Here is a 14,124-nt window from a genome sequence, read left to right on the forward strand (position 1 = left end):
ACATGAAGCTCTTCGATTGCCCGCATTGCGGCCACCGCCTCTATTTCGAGAACGCCCAGTGCCTGAACTGCGCCAGCTCCGTGCTCTACGATCCCTGGCATGGGCGCTTCGCGTTGTCCGGCGCCGACGGCGTTTTCCAATGCACCAATGCCGACGAGTGCGCCTGCAACTGGATGGCGGAACCGGGCCATGCCTTCTGCCGCGCCTGCATGCTGAACCAGTTGATCCCCGACCTTTCGGTCGATGGCAACCGCCGCCGCTGGATCCGCGTCGAAGCGGCAAAGAAGCGAGCCATCTATTCACTGCTCGCTGCTGGATTGCCGGTCGCACCCAAGCAGAGCGCCGGCGACGAAGCCGGCCTCGCCTTCGACTTCCTCGCCGATCCGATCGGCGGTCCGGGCGGCGAGCGTATCCTGACCGGCCATGACAATGGTCTGATCACACTCAATGTCGCCGAGGCGGACTCGTCCGAGCGCGAAAAGCGGCGCGTCGAGATGGGCGAGAACTACCGCACTTTGCTCGGCCATTTCCGCCACGAGCTCGGCCACTATTACTGGGACCGCCTGATCCGCGACGACCCGCAGCGGCTTGTCGCCTTCCGCGCACTGTTCGGCGACGAGCGCGCCGATTACGAGCAGGCGCTCAAGACCTACCATGCCAATGGCGCGCCGCCCGACTGGCAGCAGGGCCACATTTCGGCCTATGCCACGTCCCATCCCTGGGAGGACTGGGCTGAGACATGGGCGCACCATCTGCACATCACCGACACGCTGGAGATGGTGCATGCGCTGAATTTCCCGCTCGGCCGGCTGGAAACCGTGGAGGCCAACGGGCTGCCGCACAGCGACACCGGCGGCGAGCTGCAGGCGGCGCCGTCGGAACCTGTCGCCGTTCCCGAACCGTTCGAAAGGATTCTCGCCCGCTGGCTGGTGCTGTCGGAAGCCTCCAACTCGATCAACCGCTGCATGGGCCTGCCCGACCTCTATCCTTTCGTCATCTCGGAGGTGACCGCGCAAAAGCTGACTTTCGTCCACGGACTCCTGAACGGCGGCGAAAGAAACTGGAATAAAACGTGAGCCGGCCGAGGCATTTTAGCCGGAACGCATGAGGTCTTGTTTCGTTTTCGTTCGCGAGGGATTACGAAAACGGAGCGAAATCATGAACCGCATACTGCTTCCCGCCGTCGCTGGAGCGCTTGTCGCCATGTCGGGCGCGGCCTTGGCCGAAACCGCCGTCTCGGCCGTCGCCGATCTCAACGTGCGCGCCGGCCCCGGCCCGCAATACCCGGTCATCGGCACGCTGGCCGCAGGCCAGTCGGCAACGCTCGAGGGCTGCATCGAAAACAGCAAATGGTGCACCATTGCCGAGGCCAATGGCCAGGGCTGGATCTATTCCGATTACGTGACGGCCGATTTCGGCGGCAACGAGGTCGTTCTGACCCGGCGCCCGGCCGACGCCGAGATTTCCATCGTTGAAGCGCCCGCCGACAGCGAGTATTCCGACACTTATACCGGAACAATCGTTTCCGCCGAGCCGATCGAGCCCATCAGGCGTCCGCCGGCAGAAGTTCGCACCTACATCGACACGAACCGGCTCGACCCGGTCTATCTCGAGGGCGAAGTGGTTCCCGGCGCGATCTTGCCCGATACCGTCGAGCTGCGGGAGATTCCGGACTACGACTACCGCTATGTCTATGTGAACGACCAACCGGCGCTGGTCGATCCGGGCACCCGACGCATCATGTACGTCGAGCGCTGACACCGCCAACCGACAGGGCGACCGCCGGGCACGTGCCACCGGCGGTCGCCGCCATCGGACATTGTCATAACCCGAGTGGTCCGGCGTCGTTGCTCGGACAGGGAGATTGCGCGGAAGATGCCGATCACATAGATCATCCAAACCGAAGCACCAGCCTGTGAACCCGCGTGACGATCGATCCAGATGCCTTCGAGCGTTACCGGCGCTCTCCCAACGCCAAGACGACCTTGCCGCGCCTGTTGCTCGGAGCGGCGACCGTCACCCTGTTCTGGGTCGCGACGACCATGGTCGTGCTGATCGGCGGCTCCTATCTTTTCGCGCTTTGGCAGGCATCATCGGGTACGGTGCAGGATTTCATGGCGTCGCCCGCCGGGATTCTTGTCGCGCTCGCCTCCTTTGCCGGCATCTGGATCGGCCTGTGGGCTGCCATGCGCTGGGTCCATCGCGAGCCGCTGATGGCGCTGATCGGCACCAGCTGCGGGGTTTCGCGCTCGGGATTCCTTAGGGGGCTGGCTGCGGTGCTGCTCACATCGCTGCTCTCCGAGGTCCTGCTCTATTTCTTGCAGCCCGACATTGCGCGCGGTGCGATCAGCCTGTCGTCCTGGCTGCTGTTTCTTATCCCGATCGTTGTGCTGACCCTGCTGCAGACTTCGTCCGAGGAAGTGCTGTTCCGCGGCTATCTCTTGAGGGGCCTGGCCAATCGGTTTCAAAATCCCCTCATCTGGGCGCTGCTGCCAGGGCTTCTGTTCACTTCGATGCACTGGAGTCCAAGCTCGACGGCTGCCATCAACGCCTGCGTGCTGGCCTCGATCGCCGCCTTTGCGCTGCTGCTGACGCTTGTGGTTTATGCCACGGGCAATCTCGGTGCTGCCTTCGGCGCCCATCTCGGCAACAACCTGACCGGCTTCCTGCTGATTTCGCACCAGCAGACCTATAATTCGTTCGCCCTGTTCAACGCCAAGCCGCTCGAAGGCCCCGGCTGGACGACGCTTGACGCCGTCCTCATCGCGGCGATCGGCATCGTCTGCAGCCTGTTGACGATCCTGCTGCTGCTTCATCCGCGCTCGCCGCTGAAGGTCGAGCCGGATATTTCGCACCCCGGCGGATCAAGCTTGCCGGCCGATTAAGCTGTGTTGCAGCGACCGTATTCGGCCCGCAGCTTGACTTCGCGGCCGATTTCCTGTCTACACGCTGCGAATTCCGCGACGAGTATCCCTCCGAGCAAGCCGACCAGGACGCCGAAGCCTCTTTGAGGTGACGTGCTGTAAATCGATCCTGGAGGCCAACATCCGGCAGCGCTGTGCGCCCCCGGGTGCTTTTTGGCTTTGGCTCTTGCTTGGACACTGGGCGCGAACGCATTACCTCTCGGGCACCATCCGGGTGCCAGGGAAAAGGAAAAAGAATGTTTGAATCGCTACAGGAACGTCTTGGTTCGATCCTGAATGGCCTGACCGGCCGCGGCGCTCTGTCCGAGGCCGATGTCTCGGCGGCGCTGCGCGAGGTGCGGCGTGCGCTGCTAGAGGCAGACGTGGCGCTGGAAGTGGTGCGTCCCTTCACCGACAAGGTGCGCGAGAAGGCCGTTGGCGCCGCCGTGCTGAAGTCGATCAAGCCCGGCCAGATGGTCGTCAAGATCGTCCATGACGAACTGGTCGAGATGCTGGGCGCCGAGGGCGTCGCCGTCGACCTCAACGCACCGGCCCCGGTGGTCGTCATGATGGTCGGCCTGCAGGGCTCGGGCAAGACGACGACATCCGCCAAGATCGCCAAGCGCCTCACCGAGCGTCAGAACAAGAAGGTCTTGATGGCCTCGCTCGACACGCGGCGTCCCGCCGCGCAGGAGCAGCTCCGGCAACTCGGCGAGCAGGTCAAGGTCGCCACGCTGCCAATCGTCGCCGGCCAGACGCCGGTCGACATCGCCCGCCGTGCCGTGCAGGCGGCAAAGCTCGGCGGCCATGACGTCGTCATCCTCGACACCGCTGGCCGCACTCACATCGACGAGCCGCTAATGGTCGAAATGGCCGACATCAAGAAGGTGTCGTCGCCGCACGAAATCCTTTTGGTCGCCGATTCGCTGACCGGCCAGGACGCCGTCAACCTGGCGAAAAGCTTCGATGAGCGCGTCGGCATCACCGGCCTGGTGCTGACCCGCATGGATGGCGACGGCCGTGGTGGTGCGGCACTCTCCATGCGCGCCGTCACCGGCAAACCGATCAAGCTGATTGGTACGGGCGAGAAGATGGACGGGCTGGAGGAATTCCATCCCAAGCGCATCGCCGACCGCATCCTCGGCATGGGCGACATCATCAGCCTCGTCGAAAAAGCCGCCGAAAACATCGACGCCGAACATGCGGCGGCGATGGCCAAGAAGATGCAGTCGGGCAAGTTCGACCTCAACGACCTTGCCGGCCAGCTCCAGCAGATGTCGAAGATGGGCGGCATGGGCGGCATCATGGGCATGATGCCGGGCATGGGCAAGATGAAGGACCAGATGGCTGCCGCCGGTCTCGACGACAAGATGTTCGGCCGCCAGCTCGCCATCATCTCGTCGATGACCAAGGCCGAGCGCGCCAACCCCGATATTCTGAAGCACTCGCGCAAGAAACGTATCGCCGCCGGCTCCGGCACCGATGCGGCCGAGATCAACAAGCTCCTGAAGATGCATCGCGGCATGGCTGACATGATGAAGGCGATGGGTGGCAAGGGCAAAGGCGGTGGCCTGATGCGCGGCATGATGGGCGGCCTGGCCCAGAAGATGGGGCTAGGCGGCATGATGCCCGGCATGGGCGGTCCGGGCGGCATGATGGGCGGTGGCATGCCGGACCTGTCCAAGATGGACCCCAAGCAACTCGAAGCCTTGCAGAAGCAGGCGCAGGCGGCCGGTCTCGGCGGCATGAAGGGCCTTCCCGGTGGCCTACCCGGAGGTGGCGGCCTGCCTGGGCTGCCCGGCGGCATGAAGCTTCCTGGTTTGCCGGGATCTGGCGGTAGTTTGCCCGGACTCGGCAAGAAGAAGTGAGGGCGCGATGAACGAAGAAAAGGACATGGCCGACGCCTATGCGGCGCTGGTCGACTACCGCGCCTCGATCGACAACATCGACGCAGCGCTCATCCATATGCTGGCCGAACGTTTCCGCTGCACCAAGGCGGTCGGCGTGCTGAAGGCGACGCATGGCCTGCCTCCGGCGGATCCGGCGCGCGAGCAGCAGCAGATCGCCCGCCTTCGCCAACTGGCGAGGGACGCGCATCTCGACCCGGATTTCGCGGAGAAATTCCTGAATTTCGTCGTCCGTGAAGTGATCCGGCATCATGAGCAGATCGCCGCATCCAACGGCGCAACGAAAACGGGCTGAGGACCGGTGCATGTCGCCCAAAAGTGCGGAGCGGTTTTGGGGCAACGACATGCACAAAGACAACAGCCATAACCCCGATCAACGAAAATCAGAGCTTTTAGGAGAAAAGAAATGCCATTGAAAATCCGACTGGCCCGTGCGGGCTCGAAGAAGCGTCCCTATTACCACGTCGTCGTCGCCGACGCCCGTTCGCCGCGCGACGGCCGTTTCATCGAGTCGCTCGGCTCGTGGAACCCGCTGCTGCCCAAGGACGGTGAGCGCGTCAAGGTCGACGCCGACCGCGTCAAGCATTGGCTCTCGCACGGCGCCCAGCCGACCGACCGCGTGCTGCGCTTCCTCGATGAGGCCGGCATCGCCAAGCGCGAGGTTCGCTCCAACCCCAAAAAGGCCGAGCCCGGCAAGAAGGCGCAGGAGCGCGCCGCTCTTCTGAAGAAGGCGCAGGAAGATGTAGCCGCCGCTGTTGCCGCCGCGGCAGTCGCGCCGGCCGAGGCGGAAGCCGCGACCGCCGAATAATTCGGCTCGCTTGTTCGAGTGGATCACCTACGCGAAACGGCGGGCGCCTTGCCCGCCGTTTTGCTGTTCCGTCCGGCCTACGACGCGGCCCGATCAGTAACCTTGCGGGCAGCGGGCGACGTAGACGCGCCCATAGCGATCGCGATAGCGGCACTGGCCGCTTTCGCTGGCACGACCGATCAGCGCGCCGGCGACGGCGCCGACAGCGCCACCAATGACAGCACCTTCCACCGGATCGCCCGCCACGGCAGCGCCGACCGCCGCGCCGCCCAGGCCACCGACCGCCGCGCCCTTTTCCGTCTGCGAGCAAGCACCGAGCGGCACCAGCAGGGCCATCAAAAGCATCGTCTTTCTCATTTGTCGTTCCTCCCGACCGGGAAACGCCTCCTACCCGCCGCGTCGATAACGCGCGGACGCGGAATTTGATCCGTTTTGAGGAATAATGGCGGCCGTCAACCATTTTCCGTTTGCACGGATCGCCTATCGGACGAACGGGATCAGCGCGCGCACCCTGGGATCGCGCAGGAAAAGGCCACCCCACAGAATGACGCCGAGATAGACGCCGAACAGTGTGTGCGAGAACAGCGGACTGCCGAGGCGCGCATGGGTCGCGATGGCACCACCGAGATAGAAGGTGAGCAGGATGGCGCCGAGCACCGAGGTGCGCGGCACCGCATAGAGCGCGGTCGAGACCAGCCCGATGATACCGAGCATGCGCGAGACATTGGGATCGGCCGGCCAGCCGAGCTGCACCATGGTCTGGGTAACGACATCGAGCGGCGGCAGTTTGATGACGCCGTCGAAGATCATGAACAGCACGATGAGGGCGCTGAGCCCACGGCCTGCCCACAGCGCGCCCGGCGTGACGGATGCTTGAGAAATGGTCATTGGTGTTCCCTCCGGCTGTTTCGAGCACTGGCTCTCTTCGCCAGGACCCGAACCAAGGACGCGGCGCCTGACCGCGATCCGACACGCCTGCGATTTTTTGGGTGTACGGTGCTGCGGTGAGCGTCGCACAGGGGCAAATCCTGATGGATATCGCCCAAAAGTGACGCGCTTTAAGAAAAATAGAACTTTTCGGCGGGAATCATTTTGGGCGGCGCCTCGCCGAGCGCCTCGAACACCGAGATTTCACAGACGCGGCACAGGCCGTCGAGAGCGAGATCGTTGGCCTCGGTGCCGAACGGGTCCTCGAGTTCTTCCGAAAGCGCGTCGAGGCCGAAGAAGGTGTAGGCAATCAGCGCCGTGAACAGCGGCGTCGCCCAGCCGGCAGTCGAGGCGAGCCCAAACGGCAGCAGCAGGCAGAAGATATAGGCGGTGCGCTGCAGGAGCAGCGTGTAGGCAAACGGGAGCGGTGTTCCCATGATGCGCTCGCAACCGGCTTGCGCTGCGGCGATTTCCGACAGGCGCTCGTCGAGGATGCGGTAGCCCATGACATCGATTGCGCCGGCCTTGTACAGCGCGGCGGCTCGCTCGCCCATCCGTCGCACCATGGCGTCGGGTGGGTTGGCTAGCTTTGCGGCACTTTCGGCTTCGTCGCCGATGAACGCGCGTGCGTCGGATGTTGCGTCCACCCGCCTGAGCAGACCGCGCAAGAAGTGGCAGAAGGCGATCGCCTCCATCAACAGGCCGCGCAATTCGACCCGGTTTTCGATCAGCCCGGTGCTGGCGCGCGCCAGATTGCGGATGTCGAAGACAAGCTGGCCCCATAGCTTGCGCGCCTCCCACCAGCGGTCATAGGCGGCATTGTTGCGGAAGCCGAGATAGATCGACAGCGCCACACCAAGCAAGGCGAACGGCGCCGGGCCGGCATTGCCGAAATCGAGCCTCAGCGCCCTGACCGCCAGCACCACCAGCGCGCCATAGACGCCGAAGCCGAAGATCTGCGGCAGGATGCGCGGCACCACCGAGCCGCGCATGATGAAGAACAGATGCAAGAATCCCGGGCGCGGGCGAACGATCATCGAAACCCCTTTCACGGACCGGCAATGATCCTGATCGGTTCCATTTTGCGATGCAATACACGCACAAGCCCAGCCGCCAGCGACATGGCGATGTCGTCTTGCCGGCTTGGGGCAGAGCGCGCTATCGAAAGATCCGCAAGACATTCGGGAGCAAATCGATGGCCGGCGAGACCGATCTGAAGAAACTTCTGGCAATGATGACGCCGGAATTGCGTCCCGGCGTCCATGTCTTCGTCACGCTGCCGCCCGACGCGCCGGTGCCTGACTCTCTCGATCCGGTGATGCTGTTTCGCGAGCGCGAGGGCACGACGCTGATCGTGCGTGAAGAGGAAGCCAGGGCCGTTGGCCTGGAAGCCGTGTTTTCCTGCCGGATCGTGACGCTAAACATCCATTCGTCGCTGGACGCGGTGGGCTTCCTCGCCACCATCACCACGCGTCTGGCCGCGGCCGGCATGGGCGTCAATCCGGTCTCGGCCTTTTATCACGACCATCTGTTCGTCCCCGCCGACCGGGCGGAGGAGGCGATGGATATGCTGCGGAAACTCGCGGCGGAGAGCACAGGCTGAAGGTCAGCGCCTTCGGACATAAAAAATATCTGGCAGACCCTCCTCATTGTTCACGCCGCTGCGGAGAGCCTCCACGCGAAAGCCATGGCGCTCATAGAAGCGCCGGGCGCCGGTGTTGGACTGAAAACAGTACAGTTTCACGACCGGCAAACCGACGGTCGCCTCCGTCAGCAGCCGGCTGCCGATGCCTCGGCCGGTCCAGCCAGGGCCGAGATAGAGCTGTTCCACCCACTCGCCGCTGACGGCGATGAAGCCGGCAATGGTCCCGCCAGCCTCGGCGACCGTAACATGGTGCCGCAGTAACACCACACCGTTGATGAAAGCCAGGTCCTCAGGCGGCGTGTGCATGACCGGCACCCAGTCGAACGATGCAAGCGCCGCCCGCATGATCTTCGCAATGGCGCCTGCATCCGAACTCATGGCCGGACGCAGCACGACTTTGGCGGCAATGCTCATACTCGTCCGGCGCCCCCGCGGAGAGCCCGCCGCGACAGCGGCGATGCGGCCCGTGAGCGAACAGCACGCTGAGCGAAAACTAAGCCGCCTTCTTCTTCGGCTGGATCAGCCCGCGCTCAATCAGCAGCTCCGCGATCTGGACAGCGTTGAGCGCCGCGCCTTTGCGCAGATTGTCGGATACGATCCACATCGACAGGCCGTTGTCGATGGTCGAATCCTCGCGGATGCGCGAGATGAAGGTGGCGTCCTCGCCGGCCGATTCCAGCGGCGTGATGTAGCCGCCGTCCTCGCGCTTGTCGAGCACCTGGCAGCCGGGGGCTTCGCGCAGGATCTCGCGCGCTTCATCGGCGGTGATCGGCTTTTCGAACTCGATATTGACCGCTTCCGAATGGCCGATGAACACCGGGACGCGCACGCAGGTCGCCGTCAGCTTGATCTTGGGATCGAGCATCTTCTTGGTCTCGGCCACCATCTTCCACTCTTCCTTGGTGAAGCCGTCGTCGAGGAAGACGTCGATATGCGGGATGACGTTGAAGGCGATGCGCTTGGTGAACTTCTTGACGTCGACCTGGTCGGCGACGAACACGGCCCGCGTCTGAGTGAACAGCTCGTCCATGCCTTCCTTGCCGGCACCGGACACCGACTGGTAGGTGGCGACGACGACACGCTTGATGGTGGCGAAGTCGTGCAGCGGCTTCAGCGCCACGACCAATTGCGCCGTCGAGCAGTTCGGATTGGCGATGATGTTCTTGCGCGTGAACAGGGAAATCGCATCCGGGTTCACTTCCGGCACGATCAGCGGCACGTCCTGGTCGTAGCGGAAGGCCGAGGAATTATCGATGACGACGCAGCCCTGCTTGCCGATCTTCGGCGACCATTCCTTCGAAACGTTGCCGCCGGCCGACATGATGCAGATATCGGTGTCGGAGAAGTCGTAAGCATCCAGCGCCTTGACTTTCAGCGTACGGTCACCGAACGACACTTCCGTGCCCTGGCTGCGCCTAGAGGCCAGCGCCACCACCTCGCTCACCGGAAAGCCGCGCTCTTCCAGTATGTTGAGCATTTCCCGGCCCACATTGCCCGTGGCACCGACTACCGCAATCTTGAAACCCATCGAAAAATCTCCTCTTCCCTCTCCGCTCGTTTTGGAGAACCCGCCGGCCGGTGCGGGTCTCGCCCCGGGCCGGACCCGAGGAGAGGGCGAGCAGGCCAAGGGAGATCAGACCATTTTAGTGGTCGTTTTGGCCGTGATTTTGGTCGAACGCAGGAACGCGCGCTTCGCCCGCCCGGGAACCATGCTGCCATGGCCGGGGAAGTCGAATGCATAAAGCGCCATTGGAAGGCCGCGCATCGAAGCTGTCCTGTTCGGTGCCGGCTTTTACGCGCTTTGCGTGAAGAGTCAATCGTGGCGAAGCTTCCTCGCGCACCCTGTACAACGACGGCCGCACGAAGTACGAACGGCCAACATTGTTTGGCCGGCGCTGTACGGCCCTGGCGCGTGCTCCAAGGCGAGCGCGGACTGCGAATTCCGAAAGAGTGAGATGTCCAATTTCGAAGCTATCGTTCCTGCGCTGGCAAAGGCGCTGGAAAAACGCGGCTATGTCGATCTGACGCCGGTGCAGAAGGCGGTTCTGGCCCCCGAGCTCGGCCAAGCCGATGCGCTGGTTTCGGCCCAGACCGGTTCCGGCAAGACCGTCGCCTTCGGCCTTGCCTTGGCGCCGACTCTTCTGGATGGCGCCGAGCGCTTTTCCCAGGCCGCCGCTCCGCTGGCGCTAGCCGTGGCGCCGACGCGCGAACTCGCCCTGCAGGTGACGCGGGAGCTGGAATGGCTCTACGAACTGACCGGCGCAGCGATAGCGTCATGCGTCGGCGGCATGGATATGCGCACCGAGCGGCGCGCGCTGGAGCGCGGCGCCCATATCGTCGTCGGCACGCCCGGCCGGCTGCGCGACCACATCACTCGGCAATCGCTCGACATGTCCGAACTGAAGGCAGTCGTGCTCGACGAAGCCGACGAGATGCTCGATCTCGGCTTTCGCGAGGATCTGGAGTTCATCCTCGACGCCGCGCCCGCCGAGCGCCGCACGCTGATGTTTTCGGCCACCGTGCCGCGCTCCATCGCCACGCTGGCCAAGGGCTACCAGCGCGATGCGGTGCGCATTTCGGCAGCCGGCGAGGAGAAGCAGCATCTCGACATCGAATACCGGGCGCTGAGCGTGGCCCAGGCCGACCGGGAAAACGCCATCATCAACGTGCTGCGCTATTACGAGGCGAAGAACGCGCTGGTGTTCTGCAACACGCGCGCCGCTGTCAATCACCTGACCGCGCGCTTCAACAACCGCAACTTTTCCGTCGTGGCGCTTTCGGGCGAGCTGAGCCAGAACGAGCGCAGCCACGCGCTGCAGGCGATGCGCGACGGCCGCGCAAAAGTCTGCATCGCCACCGACGTGGCGGCGCGCGGCATCGACCTGCCCAACCTCGAACTGGTGATCCACGCCGACCTGCCGACCAATCCTGAGACGCTTCTGCACCGGAGCGGTCGGACCGGACGCGCGGGACGCAAAGGCGTCAGCGCGCTGATCGTGCCCAACAATGCCCGCAGGCGCACCGAACGGCTGCTGCAAAGTGCCGGCCTTGCGGCGACATGGGCAAGCCCGCCTTCAGCCGACGACGTCCTTCGGCGCGACGACGAGCGAATTCTCGCCGACCCGGTCTTCAGCGAACCTGTGACGGACGATGAGCGCGGCTTCGTCAACACGCTTCTCGACCAACGTGGCGCCGAACTGGTGGCGGCGGCCTTCGTGCGTCTCTGCCGCTCCAGCCGCTCGGCGCCCGAGGATCTTCTTGACGTTGCGCCGTTCACGCCCTCAGGCGACAGGCTCTCTGGAGATAGATCCGCCCGTCGCGACGAGGCGCCAAGCCGCCGCGATGATTTCGGCGACAGCGTCTGGTTCTCGCTGTCGGTGGGACGCCGGCAGAATGCCGAGCCGCGCTGGCTGATCCCGATGCTGTGCCGGACCGGCGGCATCAGCAAGCGCGAGATCGGCGCCATCAAGATGCAGCCGGAGGAAACCTTCGTGCAGATCGCCGCGGATTGGGCCGACCGCTTTCTCGCCACGATCGGGCCGGACCGCAAGCTGCAGAACAACATCGCCGTGAAGCGGCTGGACGGCACCCCCGACCTGTCGCGAGCCGGCTACCAGGAACCGCGGCCCGACAAAAAGCCGCACCGTGGCAAGCGGACGTTCGACCAGAACGTTCCCAAGCCGAAATTCGAGAAGCGCGCCCCATCAACCGATCAGCGCCCCGCCGCGTTCGACGCAAAGCCCTGGGCCGGGAAGGCAGGCAAACCGAAATTCGACAAAACCGGACCCGCCAAGAACAAGAAATCGAAGAAGCGGCCGGCTTAGTTTCTCGACACAGTGATTCTGCCAGGTTGAAAGCTAATCCACAGCGAACGTCACCAATTCCTCTCAGTGGCAAATCGCAAACGTTCGAGATTGGCCGAAACATCCCTCCCCTCGTCATCAACTCTGAGGAATCGTAGCGTCTCGGAGCCTTGCGTTGAGGATGACGACGATCTTTCGCATGACGGCGGCGATTGCCACCATGGGTTTTTTGCCGTTGGCAATGAGCCGTTTGTAGAAGGCGGCGAACTCGCCCTTGCCTGCGGCCGCACGCAGTGCTGGCATGTAGAGTGTGCTTCTGACCTTCGGGCGTCCGCCGCGGATTTTGCGGTAGCCTTGTTTTTGGCCGCTGTCGTTTGGATGAGGCGCGAGGCCGGCAAGTGCTGCAGCCTTTCGACGTGTCATGGTACCGAGTTCGGGCAAGACGGCGAGCAGCTTGGCGGCCATGATCGGACCGAGGCTGTCCATGGCGGTACAGATGGCTGCGCGCTGTCTGAGGGTGCTGCTGTTGGCGATCAGGTGGTTGATGGCGGCCTCGATGGCCTGGATCTGGTGTTCGACGGCTTCGATCACGGCCTCAAAGGAGGCGGCGAGCTCGCGGCCGAAAGGGTGCCTTAGCCCGGTTCTTCTCGGCACCCCTGATGGCGATGAGTTCCTGGCGGCGTCTGACCAAGGTGCGCAAGCGCATCTCGTCGGGGTCTGGAGCCTGCCAAAGGGCCAGCTTTTCCCAGCGCTCGCGACCATAGGCTCTCAACATCGCGGCATCGATGGCATCGCTCTTGCCGTGCGTGCCGTAGGAGCGAATGTAGCTCTTGAGCTTGAGCGTGTCGGCGCGATGACAGGCGATGCCGGCGCGCAGGCACTCTTCGAGCAGAAGGCCTTCATGGCCTCCGGTTGGTTCGCACACGACAAGGTCGGCATGTTGTGGCTCTTCAGGAGGGCGCGGATCGCGCGACGCTGATGGCGATGGTGCGGGTGGAGGTGCCGTCCGAGACGGTGATGGTGTCCTTGGCGATGTCGAAGCCGAGGCACAGTTTCGGTTGTTGATGCAAGAAGGCCATGCTGGTGGTATCCTTATAAGGCTTCGGATTGTTTGCGGGCGTGGCGCAAGCCAGCGGCCAATCAACTCTCCAAGCGATGGCGGACAAGACGGCAGGGACCTTGATGACGTCGGGTGTTGCCCGATCCTAGGGACGGTCGCCTGCCGCCGGGACTGCCGGCCGTGATGGGCCTGCAGTCCCGGCCGCCAAACTAACCGATCCTTCTCAAACAATCCTAGGGCGAAGCAGGAGCGAAACGACGCAAATCGCAACCCTTGGAGATTGGCGGCTGGAGGCGGGCCGGCAGCATTTTCATGCATGCCCTTGCGGTCAGCCGGAACTTTGAACAGTCTAGGCGCGGGCAAGGGGTGGGCAGGACATGCGCGGCGAAGTTCTTCACTACGACGAGGACCAGGGTTTTGGTTTCATCACCGGAGCCGACGGCAACCGCTACACGTTCGCGCGCGAAAATCTGCGCCGAGAGGCGTCGATTGCGAGGGGGACGACCGTCGAGTTCCAGCCGAGCGGCGGCCAGGCGCGCGACGTCCTTTCGGTTCGCGACCAGGCCACGACATCCACAGCAGCCACGGCAACACCACTGGCTGGGAATACGTCAGCGGCAAGCGCACCTCGGCCGCAGCATTTCGGCCGCTCCGCCGGAGGCGAGCCCGCCGAGGCCACCGGACTGTGGGATTATTTCTGGCGCGGCCTGACGCAAAACTACGTCAACTTCGCCGGCCGCGCCCGCCGCAAGGAGTTCTGGGGCTATTGCCTGTTCTGGACGATCTCGCTGTTGGTGATTGCCGGCATTGGCCTCTTTGTCGACGACGCAATGGGCAATTTCGACAGCGATCTATCGGCGGTGGTGACGGTCGGCCTTTGCGGTGTTTTCGTCCTGGCAACATTCCTGCCGGGTCTCGGCATGACTGTTCGCCGCATCCATGACATCGGCCTGTCGGGCTGGTTCTATCTGGTGGTGTTCATTCCGACGATCGGCTGGCTGATCATCCTGGTCTTCGCGCTGATCCCGACTCAGGCCCGTGAAAACCAGTGGGGACCGGTGCCGTAGGGTG

Annotated in this window: 17 protein-coding genes and 1 pseudogene; 9 read left to right on the plus strand and 9 right to left on the minus strand. The window is 63.8% G+C overall.

Features of this window, described 5'->3' with window-relative positions:
* The first annotated feature begins 2 nt into the window (after nt 1-2).
* The 6 genes and pseudogenes from IQ26_RS18210 (at nt 3) to rpsP (ending at nt 5,618) form a co-directional block, all read left to right on the plus strand.
* Nucleotides 3-1,095, plus strand: a pseudogene (locus IQ26_RS18210) (zinc-binding metallopeptidase family protein).
* 63 nt (nt 1,096-1,158) lie between these two features.
* A complete protein-coding gene (locus IQ26_RS18215) occupies nt 1,159-1,758 on the plus strand; it encodes a DUF1236 domain-containing protein (protein ID WP_126036085.1) in 600 nt (199 codons plus the stop codon).
* A 167-nt stretch (nt 1,759-1,925) separates the two neighbouring features.
* Nucleotides 1,926-2,885 carry a CPBP family intramembrane glutamic endopeptidase gene (locus IQ26_RS18220; protein ID WP_145719751.1) on the plus strand — a complete coding sequence of 320 codons (960 nt, stop codon included), beginning with the start codon at nt 1,926-1,928 and terminating at the stop codon, nt 2,883-2,885.
* 275 nt (nt 2,886-3,160) lie between these two features.
* The gene (gene ffh, locus IQ26_RS18225) at nt 3,161-4,771 is read left to right on the plus strand and encodes a signal recognition particle protein (RefSeq protein ID WP_145719752.1); all 1,611 of its coding nucleotides are present in this window, start codon (nt 3,161-3,163) and stop codon (nt 4,769-4,771) included.
* A 7-nt stretch (nt 4,772-4,778) separates the two neighbouring features.
* The gene (locus IQ26_RS18230; RefSeq protein ID WP_145719753.1) at nt 4,779-5,105 is read left to right on the plus strand and encodes a chorismate mutase; all 327 of its coding nucleotides are present in this window, start codon (nt 4,779-4,781) and stop codon (nt 5,103-5,105) included.
* 111 nt (nt 5,106-5,216) lie between these two features.
* Nucleotides 5,217-5,618: a 30S ribosomal protein S16 gene (gene rpsP / locus IQ26_RS18235; protein WP_145719754.1), complete on the plus strand. Its 402-nt coding sequence runs from the start codon at nt 5,217-5,219 to the stop codon at nt 5,616-5,618.
* A gap of 93 nt (nt 5,619-5,711) precedes the next feature.
* Here rpsP and IQ26_RS18240 read toward each other — a convergent pair whose 3' ends face one another.
* The 3 genes from IQ26_RS18240 to IQ26_RS18250 form a co-directional block, all read right to left on the minus strand.
* The gene (locus IQ26_RS18240) at nt 5,712-5,975 is read right to left on the minus strand and encodes a YMGG-like glycine zipper-containing protein (protein WP_126036096.1); all 264 of its coding nucleotides are present in this window, start codon (nt 5,973-5,975) and stop codon (nt 5,712-5,714) included.
* A gap of 123 nt (nt 5,976-6,098) precedes the next feature.
* Nucleotides 6,099-6,506, minus strand: coding sequence for a DoxX family protein (locus IQ26_RS18245; protein ID WP_145719755.1), 408 nt, complete (start codon nt 6,504-6,506; stop codon nt 6,099-6,101).
* A gap of 170 nt (nt 6,507-6,676) precedes the next feature.
* On the minus strand, nt 6,677-7,582 hold the full coding sequence (locus IQ26_RS18250) for a bestrophin family protein (protein ID WP_145719756.1): 906 nt from the start codon (nt 7,580-7,582) through the stop codon (nt 6,677-6,679).
* 158 nt (nt 7,583-7,740) lie between these two features.
* Here IQ26_RS18250 and IQ26_RS18255 point away from each other — a divergent pair, with 158 nt between their 5' ends.
* Nucleotides 7,741-8,148: an ACT domain-containing protein gene (locus IQ26_RS18255; protein ID WP_145719757.1), complete on the plus strand. Its 408-nt coding sequence runs from the start codon at nt 7,741-7,743 to the stop codon at nt 8,146-8,148.
* Between the two features lie 3 nt (nt 8,149-8,151).
* On the opposite strand, the gene IQ26_RS18260 is transcribed toward IQ26_RS18255, so the two are convergent.
* The 3 genes from IQ26_RS18260 to IQ26_RS41100 all read right to left on the minus strand — a co-directional run bounded on the left by IQ26_RS18260 (nt 8,152) and on the right by IQ26_RS41100 (nt 9,955).
* On the minus strand, nt 8,152-8,604 hold the full coding sequence (locus IQ26_RS18260) for a GNAT family N-acetyltransferase (RefSeq protein ID WP_145719758.1): 453 nt from the start codon (nt 8,602-8,604) through the stop codon (nt 8,152-8,154).
* A 79-nt stretch (nt 8,605-8,683) separates the two neighbouring features.
* Nucleotides 8,684-9,718, minus strand: a complete 1,035-nt coding sequence (locus tag IQ26_RS18265; protein ID WP_145719759.1) for an aspartate-semialdehyde dehydrogenase — start codon at nt 9,716-9,718, stop codon at nt 8,684-8,686.
* 105 nt (nt 9,719-9,823) lie between these two features.
* Nucleotides 9,824-9,955 (minus strand): hypothetical protein, encoded by a 132-nt coding sequence (locus tag IQ26_RS41100; RefSeq protein WP_276316434.1) that lies wholly within the window; start codon nt 9,953-9,955, stop codon nt 9,824-9,826.
* A 190-nt stretch (nt 9,956-10,145) separates the two neighbouring features.
* Between IQ26_RS41100 and IQ26_RS18270 the strand changes: the two genes are divergently transcribed.
* On the plus strand, nt 10,146-12,014 hold the full coding sequence (locus IQ26_RS18270) for a DEAD/DEAH box helicase (protein ID WP_145719760.1): 1,869 nt from the start codon (nt 10,146-10,148) through the stop codon (nt 12,012-12,014).
* Between the two features lie 117 nt (nt 12,015-12,131).
* Here the strand turns inward: IQ26_RS18270 and IQ26_RS40455 are convergent, their stop codons facing one another.
* From IQ26_RS40455 to IQ26_RS41105, 3 genes are read right to left on the minus strand one after another with little or no spacing between them, the layout of a single operon-like run.
* Nucleotides 12,132-12,584 carry a transposase gene (locus IQ26_RS40455; protein WP_240547167.1) on the minus strand — a complete coding sequence of 151 codons (453 nt, stop codon included), beginning with the start codon at nt 12,582-12,584 and terminating at the stop codon, nt 12,132-12,134.
* Between the two features lie 4 nt (nt 12,585-12,588).
* Nucleotides 12,589-12,918, minus strand: coding sequence for an IS110 family transposase (locus IQ26_RS40460; RefSeq protein ID WP_240547168.1), 330 nt, complete (start codon nt 12,916-12,918; stop codon nt 12,589-12,591).
* Between the two features lie 25 nt (nt 12,919-12,943).
* A complete protein-coding gene (locus IQ26_RS41105) occupies nt 12,944-13,072 on the minus strand; it encodes a hypothetical protein (protein WP_276316435.1) in 129 nt (42 codons plus the stop codon).
* A gap of 358 nt (nt 13,073-13,430) precedes the next feature.
* Between IQ26_RS41105 and IQ26_RS18280 the strand changes: the two genes are divergently transcribed.
* Entirely contained in the window at nt 13,431-14,120 is a 690-nt protein-coding gene (locus IQ26_RS18280; protein WP_145719761.1) for a DUF805 domain-containing protein, read from the plus strand.
* Nucleotides 14,121-14,124 lie beyond the last annotated feature (4 nt).

The organism is Mesorhizobium tianshanense (genome assembly GCF_007830515.1).
In the GTDB taxonomy this organism is placed as follows: domain Bacteria; phylum Pseudomonadota; class Alphaproteobacteria; order Rhizobiales; family Rhizobiaceae; genus Mesorhizobium; species Mesorhizobium tianshanense.